Here is a 21,081-nt window from a genome sequence, read left to right as displayed (position 1 = left end):
CCCCATCGGCTACCTCCTCGGCTCGATTCCATTCGGGCTGGTCCTGACCAGGCTTGCCGGCACGCAGGATATCCGCTCGATCGGCTCCGGCAGCATCGGCGCGACCAATGTGCTGCGCACCGGACGCAAGAGCCTTGCCGCCGGCACCCTGCTGCTCGATGCGCTCAAGGGCACCGTGGCCGTGGTCATCGCCGGCTATTTCGCAGGCCCCAATGCCGCGATGGTGGCGGGCCTCGGCGCCTTCCTCGGCCATCTCTTCCCGGTCTGGCTCAAGTTCAGAGGCGGCAAGGGCGTCGCCGTCTATATCGGCATCCTGCTCGGCCTGTTCTGGCCGGCCGCATTGGTGTTCTGCGTGCTTTGGCTGGCGACCGCCTTCACCACCCGCTATTCCTCGCTCTCGGCGCTGGTGGCCTCCTTCATCACGCCGATATTCCTGTGGTGGTTCGGCCACCTCGCGCTGTCCGCGCTATCGGCGGTGCTGACCCTGCTGCTGTTCTACGCGCATCGCGAGAACATCAAGCGATTGCAAGCAGGCAAGGAAAGCCGGATCGGCGAGAAGGCCTGAAGTCCGGTTGTCTTACGGATACCGTAGCGCCATGCCTGCGTTGTATGTCGAATCCTGTTCGCAACTGCCGCCCGAATCACGGCATCTGTAGTGAACGGGTTCCATCCCTGTCATCCTGACAGTGGAATGGCATTACGCGGTGCTCGCTAATGAGCAAGACAATCGTCGATGTGCCTGATGAAAGCTGTTCGCACGGTGCTGCGCGCACCGCGGCCAGCCGGATGCTGTCGGCAACGGATATCTGGTCCGCGGCCCCAGCGCCGGCTCCCGCGGCCCCCAGGCCTTTGCAGCATCCCGCTCCCATCACGCCCACGACGCTCCCGGCTAGCGTAATCTCGATCACCGCGCCGCTCGTGCCCGAGCAGGTCTGCTCCAAGCCCTGGCCACCGCGCAGAGTGTCGCTGGCGCTGCAGGGTGGCGGCACCTTTGCTGCTTTCAGCTGGGGGGTGCTCGAGCGGCTGCTGGAAGAGAAAACCATCGAGATCGACACGATCAGCGGTGCCAGCGCGGGCGCCATCAACGCGCTGCTGCTGGCTTGCGGCCTCGCCGAGGGCGGCCGCGAAGCGGCGCGCGCGCGGCTGAACCGGTTCTGGGTCCGGCTGATGCACGAGGCCTCGTTCCGCTCGCTGATGCTGGTCGGCGGTTTCTCGCCGGCGGGAAGCTCGGTCGCGTTCGGGCCGACGCTGCGCTCCGGCCAGTTCGATCCGTTCGATCTCGATCCGCTGCGGCAGGCACTGTCGCGCGACATCAATTTTGCGGTGCTGCGCGATGCGGCCTGCCCAAAGCTCCTGATCGCGGCCACGCGAATCCGCGACGGCCAGCAGCAGATCTTTCGCAACGACGACATCACCGCCGACGTCGCGCTGGCCTCGACCTGCCCGCCGCTGGTTCACTGCGCCGTCGAGATCGACGGCGAGAGTTATTGGGATGGCGGCTATGGCGGCAATCCGCCGCTCGTGAAACTGGTGCAGGGGTCCGCCGCGACGGATGTGCTGCTGGTCCAAGTGACGCCGTCCCGCGACAGCTATGTGCCGATCACCCTCGCCGCGATCGATCGCAGGCTCGATCAGATCGCGGCCAATGCCGTCCTCAATGCCGAAATCGCGGCGATCGAATGGGCACAGTCGGACGCGGCGCCTTCGCTGCGGCTCTCCAGGATCGCCGCAGAAGACTTCGTCGACGGCCTGGCGCAGCGCTCCTCGACCGATCTCGGCCGCGGCTTCATTCGCACGCTGCACCGGAGCGGCCGCGAAGCCGCCGAGCGCTGGCTCGGGCAAGGCACCGCGAGCGCCGATGCCCAGCGCGCCCTGCCCGTCACCGAACCCGCGCTAGCCTGATTTCGCCAGCGCATCCTCCAGGAACCACGCCGCCGCAAGCGCGACGGGATCATTGCCGAAGCGCGCGATCACCTGCACGCCGATCGGCAGGCCGCCGACCTTCATCACGGGCACGTTGACGCAAGGATTGCCCATCAGCGTCCACAGCCGGTTGTAACGGGGCGAGCCGGTCGAGGCGAGTTCCTTGGCCGGCGCGGTGCCCGGCGCCGAATAGGTCAGCAGCACGTCGAAACTTTCGAACAGCTCGCCGAGTTCGCGGCGGCCACGACGGGCGATGCGACGTGCGTCGTCATATTCCCTCGGCGTCAAGCCGACGGTCTCATCGAGGCTGGCGCGCAGCATCGGCGCGATCTCGTCGTGATGTTCCGAAAACTCCCAGGCGAGCGCACGATGCGCCTCGAAATCCTGGATGATGGGATGGATGCGCCAGGCCTCCTGCACCGCTTCAGGCAGGTCGATGGTCTTCACACTGGCGCCGGCCTTCCCGGCCGCCTTGATCGCCGCCTGCAAGCCCTCCTCGGCCGCCGGCTCCACGGCCTCGGCAAATTCCTGCCTGACCACGCCGATGCGCGGCGCCTTGGCCGGAACGATGCCGTCGAATTCAGTGCGGCCGGTGATCCCCAGCAATCCGCGCGCGAGATCCTCAGCGCGCGATCCGAACAGGCCGACCGTGTCGAGCGCCCAAGAGTAGCATTTGACGCCGATGGTCGGCAGCATGCGGAATGACGGCTTGATCGCCGCAGCCCCGCAATAGGCGGCGGGACGGATCACCGAGCCGCCGGTCTGGGTCCCCAGCGCCAACGGGATCATGCCGGCGCCGACGGCGGCCGCCGAGCCCGAGGACGAGCCGCCCGGCGTGTGGCCGAGATTGTGAGGATTGAGCGTCGCCGTCGGATCGCGCGAGGCAAACGCCGTCGTCGTGGTCTTGCCGATGATGCTGGCGCCCGCCCGCTTCAGCATCATCACGATGGGCGCGTCCGACCGCGGCTGCCAGCCGCGATAGATCTCAGAGCCCATCTCGGTCGGCATGTTGGCGGTGTCGATGATGTCCTTGATCCCCACCGCGATCCCGCGCAGCGGCCCGGAGGCTTGCGCTCTTGCCGATTTGTCGTGCCGGACAAAGGCGCGAACGTCCTTTTCTTTGGCCTCGATCGCCGCGTGCGACTGGGCGATGGCGTCATCGGGCGAAAGTTCGCCCGCTTCAATGCGGCGCTGGAGGTCGGCGAGTGAGATCATGGTAAAACCCTTCTTATTGCCATCGCTTTTAGCATCGCGAAGGAGCCGCGCAAGCGCACGTCCCTGTTGCCCACGCCCTCAGGTTGTTCCATGCTGCTCCCACAAGGAGACGCCGTGGACGCCATCAACCCAAGCGTGGAGCTGACCGAGGCCGAGCGGATCGACCGGTTGCGGCTGATCCGCTCCGACAATGTCGGGCCGCGCACCTTCAAGTCGCTGGTCGATCATTTCGGCACGGCGCGCGCTGCGCTGGAGCGGCTGCCTGATCTCGCCCGCCGCGGCGGTGCGCAGCGGTCGGGACGCATCTGTAGCGCGGATGAGGCGAAGGCCGAGCTTGCCGCCAGCCGCAAGCTCGGCATTGCCTGGCTGGCGCCGGGCGAGGACGGCTACCCGGCGCGGCTGGCGATGATCGACGATGCGCCGCCGCTGCTTGCGGTGCGCGGTGACAACGCGACCTTGATGCGGCCGATGATCGCCATCGTCGGCTCGCGCAACGCCTCCGGCGCCGGGCTGAAATTCGCCGGCCAGCTCGCCCGCGAGCTTGGCGAGGCCGGCTTTGTCGTCATCTCGGGGCTGGCGCGCGGCGTCGACCAGGCCGCGCATCGCACCAGCATCGAGAGCGGCACGATTGCCGTGCTCGCCGGCGGCCATGACTGCATCTACCCGCCCGAACATGGCGATCTGCTCGCAGCGATCCTCGGCCATGCGGGTGCGGCAATCTCGGAAATGCCGCTCGGCCACGAACCGCGCGCGCGGGACTTTCCCCGCCGCAACCGGCTGATCTCGGGCGCCTCGCTCGGCGTGGTCGTGGTGGAGGCAGCCCATCGCTCCGGCTCGCTGATCACCGCGCGCATGGCCGCCGAACAGGGCCGCGAGGTGTTCGCGGTGCCGGGCTCACCGCTCGACCCGCGCGCGGCCGGCACCAACGACCTGATCAAGCAGGGCGCAACGCTCGTCACGGAAGCCGCCGACATCGTCAACGCCGTCGCCCCGATCATGGAGCGGCCGCTGATGCTTCCTGCGCGCGAGCCCGACAGCGAGCCGTTCGAGAGCGATCCGCAAGCGCACGACCGCGACCAGATCACCGGCCTGCTCGGCCCCGTGCCGATCGGGATCGACGATCTCGTGCGGATGTCCGGCGCCTCACCGGCGATCGTGCGCACCGTGCTGCTGGAGCTCGAACTCGGCGGCCGGCTCGAACGTCACGGCGGCGGATTGGTGTCGCTGCTCTAGCCGCCGTTCCGCTCGTCGAAGCGCGTCCGCGCCGCCGCGATCTGCTCCTGATGCTCCTTCGCCCACATCCCGAGCGCGATCACCGGCTGCTGGAGCCCGCGGCCAAGCTCGGTCAGCTCGTAATCCACGCGCGGCGGAATGGTCGGGAAGATCGTGCGCGTGACGAGGCCGTCACGCTCGAGCCCGCGCAAGGTCAAGGTCAGCATCCGCTGCGAGATGCCGTTGATCATGCGCTTGAGCTCGTTGAAGCGCTTCGGCCCGTCGCTCAGCATCATGATGACGAACACGCTCCATTTGTCGCCGACGCGGGCGAGGATCGAGGCAACGCCGCGGCAGTCGGAATGGTCGCGATCCGGCATCCGCTGCACAGGCAAATCGGTGTTCTCAGGTGTCAATGATGTGCCCATGGCTCAAAAAAGTGCGTTCTTGCGGGGATTTCGACAGTCACTCATGTAGTTCGGGTTACAAATCTATACCATGGATGACCCAAATGAAACTGCTCCATCTCGACTCCAGCGTGCTCGGCCCCCACTCCGTGTCCAGGCAGGTTTCCGCCGCCATCGTCGACCGCCTGCGGCAGGCAACCCCGTCTCTCGACCTCGTCTACCGCGACCTGACCCAGACCCCGCTCGCCCACCTCTCCGGCTCGCATCTGGCGGCGGCCCAAGGCGCGCCCGCGCCGGCGGAACTGGGACCGGACCTGGCCGCCAGCGCGGCCGTGCTGAACGAATTCCTCGATGCCGACATCGTCGTGATCGGCGCACCCATGTACAATTTCACGCTTCCGAGCCAGCTCAAGGCCTGGATCGACCGCGTCCTGGTGGCGGGGAAGACGTTCAAATATGACGCGAACGGCCCGCAGGGCCTGGCTGGCGGCAAGCGCGTGATCGTCGCGATCTCGCGTGGCGGCTATTACGGCGCGGGCTCGCCGGCCGCAGCGCTGGAGCACCTCGAAACCTATCTTCGCGGCGTGTTCGCTTTCATGGGCATCACGAATCCTGAATTCATCATTGCCGACGGCATCCAGGTTGGGCCGGAGCATCGCGAGAAAGCGATTGCCGGCGCGCTGCAGGCGGCAACCAGCCTGCACGCGGCCTGAAGATCACGCCAGCCGCAACAGCCGCTGCCGATTCCGGCGGCGGCTGGACCGATCGGCGGCGTTAAAACCAGGCGCCCTGCACGCCGAGGATGACCGCGATGAGCGAAATGAACAGGCCGATGCCGGCAACAATAGCGACCCCGATGAACTCGGACGTGTCGGAGCGTTTGGCGGGAATGGCGGAACGTTCGGTGTAAATGCGCGGTTCTGAAATCGACGAAAAAATGCGAGCTGCCTTTGGCATCACGGGCTCCCTGAAAATGAGTCTGATGACCCCCTGCCCGTAAAAGGGTCTTGGCAGCATATGCGAAGGTTCAACACCTCACGGAAAGGTTCAGAAAATACGCCTCGCAGGACGAGGGAACCGGCCGGCGCAACCGACGTGGTGGCGCCGGCCGATTCAATTCGCACTTGAATTGATCAGCCGCGATAGATCGGTGCGCCGGCCGGCGAAGCGACAGCGCCGCCGTCGACGAATATCTCCTGGCCCTGAATGTGGGCGGCATCGTCGGAGGCGAGGAACAGCACCGTCTTCGAAATGTGATCGGGTTCGCCCATGCGGCCGAGCGGCGTCGACAGCGCGATGCGCGCCTCGAATGCCTTCTCCGCATCCGGCGTTGCGACCGCAGCGCCCCAGATCGGCGTGCGGATCGCACCGGGCGCCACGACGTTGACGCGGATACCGCGCGGCGACAGTTCCGAGGCCATGATCCGCGCCATCGCCCGCACGCCGGCCTTCGCCGCACCGTAAGCGGAGTAACCGGGAATGCCGAGCACGGAGATGACCGAGCCGTTGAGGATGATCGAGGCGTTGTCGTTGAGGTAGGGCAACGCGGACTGCACCGTGAAGAACACGCCGGTGAGGTTGGTGCTGATCACCTTCTCGAAGACGTCAAGCGTCGCCGAGCCCAGCGGCGTGCCCCCGGGAATGCCGGCATTGGCAAACACGATGTCGAACTTGCCGAACTTCTCGGCGCCCTGCCTGATCGCAGCTTCCGTCGCGGCGATGTCGGTGGCATCCGCCGCCACGGCCAGCGCGTTCGCCCCGAGCTCCTTCGCGGCAGCCGCCAGCGTCTCCTTGTTGCGCCCGGTGATCACCACCTTGGCGCCCTCGGCCACGAACAGTTTTGCGGTCGCAAGCCCAATGCCGCTGTTGCCGCCCGTAATCAGTGCCGTCTTGTTCTTCAGTCTCACGCTCGCCTCCAGTGGTTTCATGATGAAACTATGTTGCGATCTAGGCCATTTGGTTTTATGATGCAACCACACAAGCGCGTGATCGCCGCCGCAATCGTGCGAATGCGACAGGACGAAAGACGATGGTGAAGAGAACCAGCTTCGAGGGCGATTCCTGCCCGATCGCGCGTTCGCTGGAAGCGATCGGTGACTGGTGGTCGCTGCTGATCATCCGCGAAGCGCTGTTCGGCCTGCGCCGCTTCGGTGAGTTTCAGAGCAAGCTCGGCATGGCCAAGAACATCCTGTCGGCCCGGCTGCGTTCGCTGGTCGAGCACGGCATTCTGGCAACCGTCCCCGCCTCCGACGGCAGCGCCTATCAGGAATATGTGCTGACGCCGAAAGGCCGCGGCACCTTCCCGATCCTGGTCGCGCTGCGGCAATGGAGCGAGGCGTTCGACGATCGGCCTGAGGAAATCGCGACGATTTTGGTCGATCGTGAGAAAGGCCGCCCGGTGCGGAAGCTGGAGCTGCGCGCGGAAGACGGCCGGTTGCTCAGTCAGGCGGATACGATGGTGAAGCGACGCCCTGCACCGCGGCGGCGATCGGCCTGATGGGCACGCCTGCGACCACGCCGTGATTGCGAGCGTTTCCCGTAGCCCGGATGGAGCGAAGCGCAATCCGGGGGCGCTTTATCCCCCGCGCGAATCCCGGATTACGCTTCGCTCCATCCGGGCTACGTTGCTGCCGCCACTGCGTGGAAAGACTTGTACAAAATATCGATGCCGCTGAAGATGGCTGGATACCCAAAGTCGCACCACCATGCCCCTGCTCGCCATCGTCTATTTTTCCATCTCCGGCACCACCGAGAAGCTGGCGCACGCGGCGGCGCGCGGAGCGGATGGCCTGGCGGACGTCGCGCTTTGTCGCGTCACAGGCGACGACATCGTGTCGGGCCGGTTTCGGAATGAGAAATTGCTGGAAACGATTGACCGCGCTGGCGCGGTCGCGTTTGGCAGTCCCACCTATATGGGCGGACCCGCGGCGCAATTCAAAGCGTTTGCGGACGCTTCGAGCGACAGATGGAGCAAGCAGGCGTGGGCCAACAAGATTGCAGCGGGATTCACCGCGGGCGCTTGCGCAAGCGGCGATCAACTCCACACTTTGACCTACTTCTCCATTCTGGCCGCGCAGCACGGCATGCTCTGGTGCGGACTGGATATTCCCGGCGGCGAGGATCCGGGCGGCCGCAATCGCCTGGGCAGCCAGCTTGGCCTGGCGACACACCTGGTCGACGGCGCGTTGCCACCGAGCGACATCAGCACGGCCGAATATCTCGGCCGGCGATTGGCCAAGATGGCTGTCCGCAACGGCTAACCACGCCGTCATTGTGAGCGTTTGCCGCAGCCCTGATGCTGCGAAGTGCAATCGCCACTACGACAGCTTGCGCTTGCTCCGCAGCCGCAGGTGCTCGTCGGCCTCCAGCTTGGTCATCCCCAGGAGATAATGCAGCACATCGAGCTTGTGGCGCTCGGCGAGCTTGCGCAAAGCTCCGACCTGCTCGGCGATGAAGGCGACCGCCTCCTCGACGCCGCCCTCCCCCGGTTCCTCGTTGCGCGAGCCTCCCCGCGCGCCGGACCCGGCGCGCGCTCGTTTCCTTCCTGGCTTAGTCACCAGACCCCACCCGAATCCATGCCCCGGGGGAACTCTACGCCGACACCAGCCACAACTCCAAGGTGGTATTTCGCAACTTTCTCGATATGAAACTTTTCCCATTGGGGCGGCTTTCAACACCCCCTGATTTGACAGCGAGGGTCGCACCACCCATGTTCGGGTCGAAAGGGCCGGCGCGAATCTCGTCGAAATCGGCCCGGATTTTCCCCGTAAGTTACTGGAACTACATGAATATCGTCATTGTGGAGTCGCCGGCGAAAGCCAAGACGATCAACAAGTATTTGGGCTCGTCCTACGAGGTTCTGGCCTCGTTCGGCCATGTCCGGGACTTGCCGGCGAAGAACGGCTCCGTCGATCCCGACGCCAATTTCAAGATGATCTGGGAGGTCGACCCCAAGGCGGCCGGCCGGCTCAACGATATCGCCAAGTCCCTGAAGAACGCCGACCGCCTGATCCTGGCGACCGACCCTGATCGCGAGGGCGAGGCCATCTCCTGGCACGTGCTGGAGGTGATGAAAGAGAAGCGTGCGCTGAAGGATCAGAAGATCGAGCGCGTGGTGTTCAACGCGATCACCAAGCAGGCCGTCACGGACGCGATGAAGAACCCGCGCCAGATCGACGGCGCGCTGGTCGACGCCTATATGGCGCGCCGTGCGCTGGACTATCTGGTCGGCTTCACCCTCTCCCCGGTGCTGTGGCGCAAGCTGCCCGGCGCCCGCTCGGCCGGCCGCGTGCAGTCGGTGGCGCTACGCCTCGTCTGCGACCGCGAGCTCGAGATCGAGAAGTTCGTCGCCCGCGAATATTGGTCGCTGGTCGCCACCCTGCTGACGCCGCGCGGCGACGCGTTCGAAGCGCGTCTGGTCGGCGCCGATGGCAAGAAGATCCAGCGCCTCGACATCGGCACCGGCGCGGAAGCCGAAGACTTCAAGAAGGCGCTGGAAACAGCCGCCTACGCCGTGACCGCGGTCGACGCAAAACCCGCCCGGCGCAATCCGCAAGCGCCCTTCACCACCTCGACGCTGCAGCAGGAAGCCAGCCGCAAATACGGCTTCGCGCCGGCGCACACGATGCGCATCGCCCAGCGCCTCTATGAAGGCATCGACATCGGCGGCGAGACCACCGGACTCATTACTTATATGCGGACCGACGGCGTGCAGATCGACCCGTCCGCGATCACCCAGGCACGCAAGGTGATCGGCGAGGATTACGGCAACGCCTACGTGCCGGAGGCCCCGCGCCAATATCAGGCCAAGGCCAAGAACGCCCAGGAAGCGCACGAAGCGATCCGCCCGACCGACCTCTCCCGCCGCCCCGACAGCATGAGCCGCAAGCTCGATGCCGATCAGGCCCGGCTCTACGAGCTGATCTGGAAGCGCACCATCGCGAGCCAGATGGAATCGGCCGAGCTGGAGCGCACCACCGTCGACATCACGGCGAAAGCCGGCGGTCGCACGCTGGAGCTGCGCGCCACCGGCCAGGTCGTCAAGTTCGATGGTTTTCTGGCGCTCTACCAGGAAGGCCGCGACGACGAGGAGGACGAGGATTCGCGCCGCCTGCCCGCGATGAGCCCGAACGACGCGCTCAAGCGACAGTCGCTCGCCGTCACCCAGCATTTCACCGAGCCGCCGCCGCGCTTCTCGGAAGCTTCGCTGGTCAAGCGCATGGAAGAGCTCGGCATCGGCCGGCCCTCGACCTATGCCTCGATCCTCCAGGTCCTGAAGGACCGCGGCTACGTCAAGCTGGAGAAGAAGCGCCTGCACGGCGAGGACAAGGGCCGCGTCGTGGTCGCGTTCCTCGAAAGCTTCTTTGCCCGCTACGTCGAATATGATTTCACCGCAGGCCTCGAAGAGCAGCTCGACCGCATCTCCAACAACGAGATCTCCTGGCAGCAGGTGCTGAAGGATTTCTGGACCGGCTTCATCGGCGCCGTCGACGAGATCAAGGATCTGCGCGTCGCTCAGGTGCTCGACGTGCTCGACGACATGCTGGGCCAGCACATCTATCCGCCGCGCGCGGATGGCGGCGATATCAGGCAGTGCCCGAGCTGCGGCAACGGCCGGCTCAATCTGAAGGCCGGCAAGTTCGGCGCCTTCGTCGGCTGCTCGAACTATCCGGAATGCCGCTACACCCGCCAGCTCGCCGCTGACAGTGAGCAGACTGCCGATCGTTCGCTCGGCCAGGATCCCGTCACGGGTCGCGATGTCTGGGTCAAGGCCGGCCGCTTCGGGCCCTACATCCAGCTCGGCGAGCAGAAGGATTACGAGGAAGGCGAGAAGCCGAAGCGCGCAGGCATTCCGAAGGGCACCTCGCCCGGCGATGTCGAGCTCGAGCTTGCGCTGAAGCTGTTGTCGCTGCCGCGCGAGATCGGCAAGCATCCGGAAACCGGTGAGCCGATCACCGCGGGCCTCGGCCGCTTCGGGCCGTTCGTGAAGCACGAGAAGACCTATGCCAGCCTCGAGGCCGGCGACGAGGTCTTCGACATCGGTCTCAACCGCGCGGTCACGCTGATCGCCGAGAAGGTCGCGAAGGGTCCGAGCCGCCGCTTCGGCGCCGATCCCGGCAAGGCGATCGGCGATCATCCGACGCTCGGCACCGTCACCGTGAAGAGCGGCCGCTACGGCGCCTATGTCACCGCAGGCGGCGTCAACGCGACGATCCCCGCCGAGTTCGAAAAGGACGCCGTCACGCTGCCGCAGGCGATCGCGCTGATCGACGAGCGTGCGGCCAAGGGCGGCGGCAAGAAACCGAAGAAGGCGGCCAAGCCGGCCAAGGCCAAGAAGTCTGCGGCGAAGGCCGCGGACGGCGATGACGCCCCGCCCAAACCAAAGAAACCGGCCGCGAAGAAAGCCGCGGCCAAATCCGAATCCACCAGCAAGGCGCGCGCCGCCGTGTCGACGACCGCAAAGACGTCGCCGACCAAGGCGGCTGCCGCCAAAGCTCCGGCCAAGAAGAGTGCCGGCAAGACTTAGATCAAGAATTAGAGGTTAAGTGAAACGCAAGAATGACCATGGCTTTCCCGACAGGGCAGCCATCGTCGCCTTCATCAAGGCAAATCCCGGAAAGGTCGGAACCCGCGAAATTGCGCGCGAGTTCGGCCTGAAGAATGCCGATCGCATCGAGCTCAAGCGCCTGCTGCGCGAGCTCGCCGACGACGGCACCATCAAGAAGAAACGCCACAAGGTCTCCGAGCCGGATGCGCTCCCGTCGACGCTGGTCGCCGACATCAGCGGCCGCGACGGCGATGGCGAGTTGATCGCCTCCCCCACCGAATGGGACGAGGTCGAAAGCGGCGAGCCGCCAAAAATCCTCATCGTGATGCCGCGCCGGCCGAAGCCCGGCACCGCCGCCGGTGTCGGCGACCGCGTGCTGCTGCGCGTCGAGCCGACCAGCGAGACCGAAGGTCCGGCCTATCGCGGCCACATCATCAAGGTGTTCGACAAGACGAAGAGCCGCATCCTCGGCGTGTTCCGCAGTCTGCCCGAAGGCGGCGGACGGCTGGTCTCGGTCGACAAGAAGGCTGCCGACCGCGAGCTGAACATCGCCGCGGCCGACACGCATGGCGCGCAGGACGGCGACCTTGTCAGCGTCGACATCGTCCGCACTCACAGCTTCGGGCTGGCCTCGGGCCGGGTCAAGGAGAAGCTCGGCTCGGTCAAGTCGGAGAAGGCGATCAGCCTGATCGCCATCTACGCCCACGACATCCCGCTGCAATTCCGCCTCGCGGCCGAGCGCGAAGCCGAAGCGGCGGAGCCCGCAAACCTGAAGGAGCGCGAGGACTGGCGCGACGTCCCGCTCGTCACCATCGATCCCCCGGATGCGAAGGATCACGACGACGCGGTTCACGCGCAGCCGGACGATGATCCCAACAACAAGGGCGGCTTCATCGTCGACGTCGCCATCGCGGATGTGAGCTTCTACGTGCGGCCGGGCACCGCGCTCGACCGCGATGCGCTCGATCGCGGCAATTCGGTCTATTTCCCCGACCGCGTCGTGCCGATGCTGCCCGAGCGCATCTCCAACAATCTGTGCTCGCTGGTGCCGGGCGAGCCGCGCGGCGCGCTCGCGGTGCGGATGATCATCGCCCCTGATGGCCGCAAGCGCTCGCACAGCTTCCATCGCATCCTGATGCGCTCGGCCGCCAAGCTGAGCTACGCGCAGGCGCAGGCCGCGATCGACGGACGGCCCGACGACACCACCGGCCCGCTTCTCGATCCTATCCTCAAACCGCTTTACGCCGCCTATGCCTGCGTCAAGCGCGCCCGCGACGAGCGCGATCCGCTCAATCTCGATCTGCCCGAGCGCAAGATCCTCTTGAAGAGCGACGGCACGGTCGATCGCGTCGTCGTCCCCGACAGGCTCGACGCGCACAAGCTGATCGAGGAGTTCATGATCCTCGCCAACGTCGCAGCGGCGGAGATGCTGGAGAAGAAGTCGCTGCCGCTGATCTACCGCGTGCATGACGAGCCGACGCTGGAAAAGGTCCACGCGCTCGCTGAGTTCTTGAAGACGCTCGACGTTCCCTTCGCGAAAAGCGGGGCATTGCGCCCGGCATTGTTCAACCGCGTGCTGGCCCAGCTCGAAGGCCACGACCACTTCCCGCTGGTGAGCGAGGTCGTGCTGCGTGCCCAGGCACAGGCGGAATACTCCTCGGAGAATTATGGGCACTTCGGGCTGAACCTGCGCCGCTACGCGCATTTCACCTCGCCGATCCGCCGCTATGCCGACCTCGTCGTGCACCGCGCGCTGGTCCGCGCGCTCGGGCTCGGTGAAGGCGCCCTGCCCGACACCGAGACGCCGGAAACCTTGAGTGAGGTCGCCGCCCACATCTCGGTGACCGAACGGCGCGCGATGAAGGCGGAGCGCGAGACCGTCGACCGCCTGATCGCCCATCACCTCGCCGACCGCATCGGCTCGACGTTCCAGGGCCGCGTCTCCGGCGTCACGCGCGCCGGCCTGTTCGTCAAGCTCGCCGAGACCGGCGCCGACGGCCTGATCCCGATCCGATCCCTCGGCACGGAATATTTCAACTATGACGAGGGCCGCCACGCCCTCGTCGGCACCCGCAGCCGCACCATGTATCAGTTGGGCGACGTCGTCGACGTCCGTCTGATCGAGGCCGCCCCCATTGCGGGCGCGCTCCGCTTCGAGCTGCTGTCGTCCTCCGGCGAGACCGCGCCGCGCGACCGCAGGCCATCCGGCCCGCAGCGCCGTCCCTCGTTCAAGGCACATCCCGGGCGCAGCCCGGAGAGAAAACGCAAGCCGCCGAAGCCGAAACCCGGCAAGCCGAAGAAAGGCAAGGGAAAGAACAAGGGCAAAGGCGGGGGTCAGAAGGGCAAGGCATGGTGACGAGCACAGCCCCAAAAATCTGGACGCGCGAGACCGGCCTCGTCGAGAAGCGCGACGTCTGGACCGCGATGAAGCGCGGCTTTCGCGGCCGCTGCCCACGCTGCGGCGAAGGCAAGCTGTTCCGCGCTTTTTTGAAGACGGCGGACAATTGCTCGGTCTGCGGCCTCGATTTCACGCCGCATCGCGCCGACGATCTGCCGGCCTATCTCGTCATCGTCATCGTCGGCCACATCGTGGTGCCCACCATTTTGTGGATCGAGACCAATTACACCACGCCGGTCTGGCTCAGCTTTGCCGCCTATCTGCCTTTCACGTTCTTCGCCTCGCTCGGACTGCTCCAGCCGGTGAAGGGCGCCGTGGTCGGATTGCAATGGGCTCTGCGCATGCACGGCTTTGACGAGAACCCTCCGGATGGTATTCCGCCGGTGTAATAATCAAAAAGCAGTCTGGGTGAGGACATGACGGATATTTCGCAGGCCGCCGAGAAGGCGAAGATCCACGAGGGCAAGGAAGCCGACCACCATCCCTATTTCCGCCCGAAGGATGCGGCGACCCTGATCCTGGTCGATCGCAGCGGCACCACTCCAAAAGTCCTGGTCGGCAAGCGCCACGACAAGGTGGTGTTCATGCCCGGAAAATTCGTCTTCCCCGGCGGGCGCGTCGACAAGGACGACTATCGCGTTCCCTGTGCTGCGCCGATCACCGCGGAGCTGGAAGCCAATCTCGCCAAGGGCAGCCCGAAGACGCCGGCCTCGCGCGCCAAATCGCTGGCGATTGCCGCGATCCGCGAGGCCTGCGAGGAGACCGGCCTCTGTCTCGGGCGCAAGAGTGAGGGCAAGGCGAAGCTGGAGGGTGCCTGGAAGCCGTTCGCGGATGCAGGCCTGCTGCCCGATCCCTCCAGCCTGTTCCTGATCGCGCGCGCGATCACCCCGCCCGGCCGCGTCAAGCGGTTCGACACCCGCTTCTTCACCGCGGATGCCTCCGCGATCACCCACCGCGTCGACGGCGTGATCCATGCCGATGCGGAGCTGGTCGAGCTGGTCTGGGTCGAGCTCGGCTCAAAACCGCTCGCCGATCTGCATCCGATGACGCGCAACGTGCTCAACGAACTCGACAGCCGCCTTGCCACCGGCCCGCTGCGCCACGACGCGCCGGTGCCGTTCTTCCATTTCTACGGCGGCAAGATGCAGAAGGATATTTTGAGCTGAAGCGTTTTCAAGCGAAGTGGGTACCGGTTCGCGTGAAGAAAACGCTTCAAAACAAGAATCTCAGTCGGCGTCCGGCTCGGTGCCGACATAGTCGCGCGCTGGCAGCTTGAGCACACGGCCGATCTCGCTCGCGAGCCTGTCCGCCTCCTCGCGCCTGGTGAAGCTCACCAGCGTGATCGGCTCGGTGCCCTTGTTGTTGCCGCAGAGATTGACGTCGTAGGTCGTCAGATCCGTATCGTAGTCGTCGGTGATGCTGATGAAATGATAGTCGGCGAGATCACGCTCACTGCGAATATTCAGCGGGCCGAACTGCCGGGTGATCACGATCTGGCGCAGCGTGTCGTTGAGCACGACGAAAGTGCGGTAGGTCAGCAGGATCAGCCCGGGAATGCCGACGAGCAGCCCGAGCCCGGTGAACACCAGCACCGGCACGAGATCATCGGCGAGCCTGCCAAAACCGGAAAAATCCTGGCGCAGGCCAAGCGCGACATTCCAGAGCAGATAGCCACTGGCTCCCAGCAGCGGCAGCGACAGCAGCCGGCCGACCCAGGGCATGGGCCGGTCGATGCGGACGATGCCGCCATCCACTGTCATTGCGCCGGCCATTGAAGGTTTCCTCACGGGGTCTTGGCTTGGTCGGAGCGAGCGCCGGATTGGTTCGAAGCAACGCCCGATGGGCCGCTGCCCTTCTTCCATTTCCATGCGGCAAGATGCGACAAAATGTGCTAGGCGAAGGTATGTTCGCTTGAACGACGGGAGGATCGGATGACGCGGTTCACAGGGCCTCTGCTCGCTTCCGTGGCATTGTGCGGCCTGCTCTCGCCGCCCGCCCATGCGGAGCTCGACGTCGCCAAATTGAAGCAAACGATCGAGACCTCCTTCGAGAGCGAATATCCAAAGCTCGACGCGCTCTACAAGGACATCCACGCCCATCCCGAGCTCGCCTTCCAGGAACAGAAGACCGCGGCGAAGCTCGCCGCCGAGATGCGTGCGATTGGCTTTGAGGTCACCGAGCACGTCGGCAAGACCGGCCTTGTTGCCATCTACAGTAACGGCGACGGTCCCACCATCATGGTTCGCACCGAGCTCGATGCGCTGCCGATGGAGGAGAAGACCGGCCTGCCCTATGCCAGCCGCGACAAGCAGGTCTGGCAGGGCCGCGAGACATTCGTCGCCCATAGCTGCGGCCATGACATCCACATGGCGAGCTGGGTCGGCACGGCGAAGACCCTGGTCGGCATCAAGGACCAGTGGCACGGGACGTTGATGTTCATCGCGCAGCCCGCCGAGGAAGAGGTCGCGGGCGCAAAGGCGATGATCGACGATGGCCTGTTCACCCGCTTTCCGAAACCGGACGCGGGTTTTGCCCTGCACGATGGCAGTGGAGCCTACGGCTCGGTGACCTATCGGGTCGGGGTCGGATCGTCGAATGTCGACGGTCTCTTCATCAAATTCCTCGGCCGCGGCGGCCATGGCGCGATACCGCAGGCCACCATCGATCCCGTGATGATGGCATCCCGCTTCGTCGTCGACGTGCAGAGCGTGATCAGCCGCGAGAAGGACCCGACCGAATTCGGCCTTGTCACCATCGGCGCGATCCACGCCGGCACTGCCGGCAACATCATCCCCGACGAGGCCAGGCTGTTCGGCACGATCCGCAGCTACAAGCCGCAGGTGCGCGCCAGGATGCTGGCCGGGATCGAGCGGACGGCGAAGGCGGTAGCGGCGATGGCGGACGCGCCGGCGCCCGAAATCCATCTCGACGAGGGGACCAAGGCGGTGGTGAACGATGCCGCTGTCGTCGGCCAGGCCGAGCGGGTGCTGAAAGCGGCCTTCGGCGACAAGTTCAACATCAGCCCCGCGAACACGACCAGCGAGGACTATTCGGAATACATCAACGCCGGCGTGCCTTCGATGTTCTTCAACATCGGCGTCTATGAGCCCGAGCGCGTTGCCGCCGCACGTAACGGCAACGGCCCGCCACTTCCCGGCAACCACTCGCCGCAGTTCGCCCCGGTGCCGAAACCGACCATCCGGACCGGCGTCACCGCAATGACGCTCGCCGTGCTGAGCGCCTTCGATCAGAGGGCGCGCGGACAGTAGCCCGCTCGGATCAATGATCGCGGCTTGCCGGCCTCCGGGCTCTCCGCCACGTGGCGCCCTGGAATGACGCGATTGTGCTGAGCTGACTGCGAAAAACAAAAAATTCTTCCCGCCCGCCCCAATGGCGGAGTTCCCACGCGTGCCTATGTGTTGATGAACGACACCCAGAACGGAATCAGGGCGCGATGGCACAACGGCAACTCAAGCTTGGCGCGTTCATGCGCCCGATCAGCATCCACACCGGGGCCTGGCGCTATCCCGGGGCCTGGCCCGACGCCAATTTCAACTTCGGCCACATCAAGACGCTGATCCAGAAGCTCGAGGCCGGCAGGTTCGATGCCTTCTTCATGGCCGATCACCTCGCCGTGCTCAACATGCCGGTCAACGCGCTCAAGCGCAGCCACACCGTCACCTCGTTCGAGCCTTTCACGCTGCTGTCGGCGCTCTCGGCCGTCACCGAGCGGATCGGCCTGATCGCGACCGGCTCAACCACCTTCGACGAGCCCTATCACGTCGCGCGCCGCTTCGCCTCGCTCGACCATCTCAGCGGGGGACGCGCGGGCTGGAATATCGTCACGACGTCGAACCCGGACGCTGCGCTGAATTTCGGCCTCGACGATCACATGGAGCACGCCGAGCGCTACAAGCGCGCCCGCGAGTTCTACGATGTCGTCACGGGCCTGTGGGATTCCTTCGCCGACGATGCCTTCGTGCGCGACGTCGAGAGCGGACTGTTCTTCGATCCCGCCAAGATGCACACGCTCGACCACAACGGCAAATATCTCAAGGTGCGCGGCCCCCTCAACATCGCCCGCCCGGTACAGGGCTGGCCGGTGATCGTGCAGGCGGGTGCTTCCGAAGACGGCCGGCAGCTCGCCGCCGAAACTGCGGAAGCCGTGTTTACCGGCGGCGGCAGCCTCGCCGACGGGCAAAAACTCTATGCCGACATCAAGGGCCGCATGGCGAAGGCCGGCCGCGACCCCGAACATCTCAAGATCCTGCCAGGCGCCTTCGTCGTGGTCGGCGACAGCGTCGACGAGGCCAAGGAAAAGCGCGCACTGCTCGACAGCCGCGTGCATTACGACAGCGCCATCGCCTCGTTGTCGGTCATCCTCGGCACCGATGCCTCCGGCTTCGATCCGGACGGACCGCTCCCTGAGATCCCCGAAACCAACGCCAGCAAGAGCGGCCGGCAGCGCATGGTCGATCTCGCCGCGCGCGAAAAGCTCACCGTGCGCCAGCTCGCCCAGCGCGTCGGCGGCTATGGCGGACTCGCTTTCGTCGGCACCGCCAAGACCATTGCCGACCAGATGGAGGAATGGCTGGTCGGGCGCGGCTCGGACGGCTTCAACATCATGTTCCCGTTCCTGCCCGCCGGCCTCGACGATTTCGTCGACAAGGTCGTCCCGGAGCTCCAAAAGCGCGGGATTTTCCGCAAAGAATATGAAGGCGCCACTTTGCGGGAGAATCTGGGCCTGCCGCGGCCGAAAAACCGCTTCTTCGAGGGGTAATGGGCCCGATTTGAGTACTTTTCCGGCCCAAAAATCTTGACATCAGGCGGTTTCTGGCTAGGTTGCCGGCCAACGCGGGCCGTTTGGCCGGCTCCAGATTCCCCACTTTTCTGAGGTTCAGAACATGGCCAAAGCGGTCACCATCAAGGTCAAGCTCGTGTCCTCGGCCGACACCGGCTTCTACTACACCGCCAAGAAGAATTCGCGCACCATGACCGACAAGCTGGTCAAGAAGAAGTACGATCCGGTCGCGCGCAAGCACGTCGAATTCCGCGAAGCCAAGATCAAGTAAGAAGATCAAGCAAGATCGCGGACAAGCTGAAGACTTTCACGGGGCCCTTTCGGGCCCCGTTTTATTTTGGCCCCTCTCGTGTCCCGGACGGCCACACGGCACATGTCCGACGCATGGGCCAGGATTCTGCAGCGCACCGTCGAAGTGACGCTACGCTGCGTCCGGCGCACGAGAGCTGAGCGCGGCGAGTTATCGGCGGACATTCTGTCAACCCTCGGTTGCTCCCTTTAGAATGTATGTTACCGTGCACTTACCGGGACGGCAGCTCCGTCCCGATTTGGGAAGGACATGGTCATGAGATTGTCATCAAGCCTTGTCGTGCCTTCAACTGTCGCTGTCCTGTCGACTGTCTTGCTGTGCGCCCCGGCGGCATCGCAAATTCCAACAGGCCCCGCCGCCACGCTTCCCCCTGTCACGGTCGATGCGCCGAAGCAGGTGGCAAAGCCGCACGTGTCGGAGCGGGGAGCAAGCACAACGGCGCAGCGCCGGACTGCGTCAACCGTTCCAACGTCAGCCACGCGGACGCCGTCTTATGCGCCGGGTTCTGTGATGGGGAGAATTGCCAGCCTGGAGAAAGTCGCCAGCAGCTGCAACGGCGGCTGTGCATCAAGCTTCCGGCACGGCAAGGAGCCCTGGATTGGCTGCAGCGAGTCCGGCGGCAATATCAATTACGGACCCTTCTCACCAACATGCCGAGACACCATTACTCATACATCCTACGAGAATTGCGTCGAGACGAAGGTGTTCCTGGGCGAGTTTCGAAACAGAGCCCACTGGTTCTGCAGCAGCCTGCAGGCCGGCAACAGGTTTAAGGTCGCCGATCTCAAGCGGTCAGGACGCACGCGCTAGGTCTTCCTCTCCGCAGGCCTTCTGCTGCGATCGAGCTTCAGCTCTCTCTTGTCCGAACGCGGTGCGGCGCCATAAGCGCGTTTACGCGCGTCTTCACGCGCTATGGCGCTGCGCTGCGTCCGGGCATGACAGCCGGGCTGCTTGATCCGCCCAAACCCATATCGACCACGAAGGACCAAGTGTGACCCACCTCGCAGAGCGCCGTGACCGGCTTCAATATCTCCAGCGGGATCGTTGCATGAACCTGGTCCATTGCCGTGAAAAGCCATTTGCCCCTGCTGGATCCGCTGCGCTTCGCCGCCGCCTTCGGAGTTGCTGTTTTTCACCAGATGTTCTGGTCCTGGGCCTGGACCTCGATCGGCGTCCCCGGATTCGAGCGCACCGTGGCCGCCGACGTCCTCTACCCCTCGGCTGCGCCCTTCACATGGTTCGGCTGGGTCGGCGTTGAGATCTTCTTCGTCATTTCCGGTTTCGTCATCGCGAATTCCGCAAGCCAGTCCTCGCCGGGGGAGTTTCTGCTCGGTCGCGCACTCCGGCTCTATCCGGCCGTCTGGGTCTGCGCGACCGCGACCTTCCTCGTCCTGCTTCTCTTCGGGAGCGGCCCGGCCTCCGAATTCATTCTACCCTACATCCACGCCATGTTGATGGTGCCCAAGGGCGTCACCGGCCAGTGGCTCGACGAGGTCTACTGGACGCTGGCGGCCGAGACGGCGTTCTATGGCCTCGTGTTTTGCGCGATGCTCACGAAGAAGGTCACCCTGCGGCACCTGGCTTTCGGTCTCACCATCTACAGCGCCATCTTCAACGCCGTCGCGTTGCTGGTGCTGTCCTGCACGACGCCATCCGACCTGCCCTATCTCGTCATCCTGATGTTCCGGGTGCCGTGCGCGGCGTTCCTGCTGACGCACGGCTGCTTCTTCGCGCTGGGGATCTGGCTGTTCATTTCCGCGAACAGGGAATTGACGACGCTCGAGCAGATCGCCGTCGCCATCACATGCCTGTCGGGTGCCGCGGAAATCTATTTCTTCGCCTCGTTCTTCCTGACGTCCATCCCCGCCATCGCGGATCAATCGGCTCTCGTGCCGATCATGGTCTGGGCGGCTGCGGTATTCCTCATTGCCCGCGCCGCGAAGCGGACCAGGCACTCCGCCGGCGTCGCTTCTCCCGAAGCCCCCGCGTATCTGAGGACCCTCGGATTGATCACCTACCCGCTCTATCTCACCCACAACGTCATCGGCACGGCGATCATCCGAGCGCTCGTCGATGCGGGCGTGGATGCCACCTCCGCCGTCTGGATCGCGCTGGGCCTGCTCGTGCTGGTCTGCTGGTTCATCTGCGCGCAGATCGAGCCCGCCGTCAGAGGCGCCCTGATGCAGGCCCTCTCGCATTTCGGCAAGCTTCCGGAAACGCGTCCGGCCTTGCGACGCCCGACATTGGCTCCCCCCCCCCCCCCCCCCC

Annotated in this window: 20 protein-coding genes; 14 read left to right on the top strand and 6 right to left on the bottom strand. The window is 65.1% G+C overall.

What is annotated here, in order from left to right; genetic code table 11:
* Positions 1–4 precede the first annotated feature (4 nt).
* Positions 5–565: a glycerol-3-phosphate 1-O-acyltransferase PlsY gene (gene plsY, locus PMI42_RS25330; RefSeq protein WP_050994415.1), complete on the top strand. Its 561-nt coding sequence runs from the start codon at positions 5–7 to the stop codon at positions 563–565.
* Positions 566–714: 149 nt separating this feature from the next.
* The gene (locus PMI42_RS25325) at positions 715–1,902 is read left to right on the top strand and encodes a patatin-like phospholipase family protein (protein WP_008139374.1); all 1,188 of its coding nucleotides are present in this window, start codon (positions 715–717) and stop codon (positions 1,900–1,902) included.
* Here the strand turns inward: PMI42_RS25325 and PMI42_RS25320 are convergent.
* Positions 1,894–3,138 carry an amidase gene (locus tag PMI42_RS25320; RefSeq protein WP_008139373.1) on the bottom strand — a complete coding sequence of 415 codons (1,245 nt, stop codon included), beginning with the start codon at positions 3,136–3,138 and terminating at the stop codon, positions 1,894–1,896. The two genes, PMI42_RS25325 and PMI42_RS25320, sit on opposite strands and share 9 nt — an antisense overlap.
* 90 nt (positions 3,139–3,228) lie before the next feature.
* On the opposite strand from PMI42_RS25320, the gene dprA reads away from it, so the two are divergent.
* Positions 3,229–4,371 (top strand): DNA-processing protein DprA, encoded by a 1,143-nt coding sequence (gene dprA, locus PMI42_RS25315; RefSeq protein ID WP_035966602.1) that lies wholly within the window; start codon positions 3,229–3,231, stop codon positions 4,369–4,371.
* Here dprA and PMI42_RS25310 read toward each other — a convergent pair.
* A complete protein-coding gene (locus tag PMI42_RS25310) occupies positions 4,368–4,778 on the bottom strand; it encodes a winged helix-turn-helix transcriptional regulator (RefSeq protein ID WP_008139368.1) in 411 nt (136 codons plus the stop codon). The two genes, dprA and PMI42_RS25310, sit on opposite strands and share 4 nt — an antisense overlap.
* 83 nt (positions 4,779–4,861) lie before the next feature.
* Here PMI42_RS25310 and PMI42_RS25305 point away from each other — a divergent pair, with 83 nt between their 5' ends.
* Positions 4,862–5,470, top strand: a complete 609-nt coding sequence (locus tag PMI42_RS25305) for an FMN-dependent NADH-azoreductase (RefSeq protein ID WP_008139366.1) — start codon at positions 4,862–4,864, stop codon at positions 5,468–5,470.
* 61 nt (positions 5,471–5,531) lie between these two features.
* Here the strand turns inward: PMI42_RS25305 and PMI42_RS25300 are convergent, their stop codons facing one another.
* The gene (locus PMI42_RS25300) at positions 5,532–5,714 is read right to left on the bottom strand and encodes a hypothetical protein (protein ID WP_008139363.1); all 183 of its coding nucleotides are present in this window, start codon (positions 5,712–5,714) and stop codon (positions 5,532–5,534) included.
* 176 nt (positions 5,715–5,890) lie between these two features.
* Positions 5,891–6,664 carry a glucose 1-dehydrogenase gene (locus PMI42_RS25295; RefSeq protein ID WP_008139361.1) on the bottom strand — a complete coding sequence of 258 codons (774 nt, stop codon included), beginning with the start codon at positions 6,662–6,664 and terminating at the stop codon, positions 5,891–5,893.
* A gap of 122 nt (positions 6,665–6,786) precedes the next feature.
* Here PMI42_RS25295 and PMI42_RS25290 point away from each other — a divergent pair, with 122 nt between their 5' ends.
* Together PMI42_RS25290 and PMI42_RS25285 are read left to right on the top strand one after the other, a co-directional pair.
* Positions 6,787–7,254: a winged helix-turn-helix transcriptional regulator gene (locus PMI42_RS25290; RefSeq protein WP_008139359.1), complete on the top strand. Its 468-nt coding sequence runs from the start codon at positions 6,787–6,789 to the stop codon at positions 7,252–7,254.
* 208 nt (positions 7,255–7,462) lie between these two features.
* On the top strand, positions 7,463–8,017 hold the full coding sequence (locus PMI42_RS25285) for a flavodoxin family protein (RefSeq protein ID WP_008139356.1): 555 nt from the start codon (positions 7,463–7,465) through the stop codon (positions 8,015–8,017).
* A gap of 57 nt (positions 8,018–8,074) precedes the next feature.
* Here the strand turns inward: PMI42_RS25285 and PMI42_RS25280 are convergent, their stop codons facing one another.
* Positions 8,075–8,314: a hypothetical protein gene (locus tag PMI42_RS25280; RefSeq protein WP_008139355.1), complete on the bottom strand. Its 240-nt coding sequence runs from the start codon at positions 8,312–8,314 to the stop codon at positions 8,075–8,077.
* 227 nt (positions 8,315–8,541) lie between these two features.
* Between PMI42_RS25280 and topA the strand changes: the two genes are divergently transcribed.
* From topA to PMI42_RS25260, 4 genes are read left to right on the top strand one after another with little or no spacing between them, the layout of a single operon-like run.
* The gene (gene topA, locus PMI42_RS25275) at positions 8,542–11,283 is read left to right on the top strand and encodes a type I DNA topoisomerase (protein WP_035966600.1); all 2,742 of its coding nucleotides are present in this window, start codon (positions 8,542–8,544) and stop codon (positions 11,281–11,283) included.
* 19 nt (positions 11,284–11,302) lie between these two features.
* Positions 11,303–13,660: a ribonuclease R gene (rnr, locus tag PMI42_RS25270; RefSeq protein WP_008139351.1), complete on the top strand. Its 2,358-nt coding sequence runs from the start codon at positions 11,303–11,305 to the stop codon at positions 13,658–13,660.
* Entirely contained in the window at positions 13,654–14,091 is a 438-nt protein-coding gene (locus tag PMI42_RS25265) for a DUF983 domain-containing protein (protein WP_008139349.1), read from the top strand. The genes rnr and PMI42_RS25265 overlap by 7 nt, the downstream gene beginning before the upstream one ends.
* Positions 14,092–14,118: 27 nt before the next feature.
* Positions 14,119–14,868, top strand: coding sequence for an NUDIX hydrolase (locus tag PMI42_RS25260; protein ID WP_008139347.1), 750 nt, complete (start codon positions 14,119–14,121; stop codon positions 14,866–14,868).
* Between the two features lie 60 nt (positions 14,869–14,928).
* Here PMI42_RS25260 and PMI42_RS25255 read toward each other — a convergent pair whose 3' ends face one another.
* Entirely contained in the window at positions 14,929–15,474 is a 546-nt protein-coding gene (locus PMI42_RS25255) for a hypothetical protein (RefSeq protein ID WP_008139344.1), read from the bottom strand.
* A gap of 159 nt (positions 15,475–15,633) precedes the next feature.
* On the opposite strand from PMI42_RS25255, the gene PMI42_RS25250 reads away from it, so the two are divergent.
* From PMI42_RS25250 to PMI42_RS25235, 4 genes are all read left to right on the top strand, one after another.
* On the top strand, positions 15,634–16,971 hold the full coding sequence (locus tag PMI42_RS25250) for an amidohydrolase (RefSeq protein WP_008139342.1): 1,338 nt from the start codon (positions 15,634–15,636) through the stop codon (positions 16,969–16,971).
* A gap of 185 nt (positions 16,972–17,156) precedes the next feature.
* The gene (locus PMI42_RS25245; RefSeq protein WP_008139341.1) at positions 17,157–18,482 is read left to right on the top strand and encodes an LLM class flavin-dependent oxidoreductase; all 1,326 of its coding nucleotides are present in this window, start codon (positions 17,157–17,159) and stop codon (positions 18,480–18,482) included.
* Positions 18,483–18,606: 124 nt separating this feature from the next.
* Positions 18,607–18,774, top strand: a complete 168-nt coding sequence (gene rpmG, locus PMI42_RS25240; RefSeq protein WP_008139339.1) for a 50S ribosomal protein L33 — start codon at positions 18,607–18,609, stop codon at positions 18,772–18,774.
* 1,106 nt (positions 18,775–19,880) lie between these two features.
* On the top strand, positions 19,881–21,081 hold a 1,201-nt coding region (locus PMI42_RS25235), incomplete at its 3' end, for an acyltransferase family protein (protein ID WP_008139337.1).

The sequence above is a fragment of the Bradyrhizobium sp. YR681 genome (genome assembly GCF_000282615.1).
Classification (GTDB): Bacteria; Pseudomonadota; Alphaproteobacteria; order Rhizobiales; family Xanthobacteraceae; genus Bradyrhizobium.
This window is presented reverse-complemented; position numbering and strand designations above follow the sequence as displayed.

Coding starts and splice junctions, on each gene's coding strand:
- PMI42_RS25325 (WP_008139374.1), top strand. CDS start 715: ATGAGCAAGACAATCGTCGATGTGCCTGATGAAAGCTGTTCGCACGGT.
- PMI42_RS25320 (WP_008139373.1), bottom strand. CDS start 3,138: ATGATCTCACTCGCCGACCTCCAGCGCCGCATTGAAGCGGGCGAACTT.
- dprA (WP_035966602.1), top strand. CDS start 3,229: ATGCTGCTCCCACAAGGAGACGCCGTGGACGCCATCAACCCAAGCGTG.
- PMI42_RS25310 (WP_008139368.1), bottom strand. CDS start 4,778: ATGGGCACATCATTGACACCTGAGAACACCGATTTGCCTGTGCAGCGG.
- PMI42_RS25305 (WP_008139366.1), top strand. CDS start 4,862: ATGAAACTGCTCCATCTCGACTCCAGCGTGCTCGGCCCCCACTCCGTG.
- PMI42_RS25300 (WP_008139363.1), bottom strand. CDS start 5,714: ATGCCAAAGGCAGCTCGCATTTTTTCGTCGATTTCAGAACCGCGCATT.
- PMI42_RS25290 (WP_008139359.1), top strand. CDS start 6,787: ATGGTGAAGAGAACCAGCTTCGAGGGCGATTCCTGCCCGATCGCGCGT.
- PMI42_RS25285 (WP_008139356.1), top strand. CDS start 7,463: ATGCCCCTGCTCGCCATCGTCTATTTTTCCATCTCCGGCACCACCGAG.
- topA (WP_035966600.1), top strand. CDS start 8,542: ATGAATATCGTCATTGTGGAGTCGCCGGCGAAAGCCAAGACGATCAAC.
- PMI42_RS25265 (WP_008139349.1), top strand. CDS start 13,654: ATGGTGACGAGCACAGCCCCAAAAATCTGGACGCGCGAGACCGGCCTC.
- PMI42_RS25260 (WP_008139347.1), top strand. CDS start 14,119: ATGACGGATATTTCGCAGGCCGCCGAGAAGGCGAAGATCCACGAGGGC.
- PMI42_RS25255 (WP_008139344.1), bottom strand. CDS start 15,474: ATGGCCGGCGCAATGACAGTGGATGGCGGCATCGTCCGCATCGACCGG.
- PMI42_RS25250 (WP_008139342.1), top strand. CDS start 15,634: ATGACGCGGTTCACAGGGCCTCTGCTCGCTTCCGTGGCATTGTGCGGC.
- PMI42_RS25245 (WP_008139341.1), top strand. CDS start 17,157: ATGGCACAACGGCAACTCAAGCTTGGCGCGTTCATGCGCCCGATCAGC.
- rpmG (WP_008139339.1), top strand. CDS start 18,607: ATGGCCAAAGCGGTCACCATCAAGGTCAAGCTCGTGTCCTCGGCCGAC.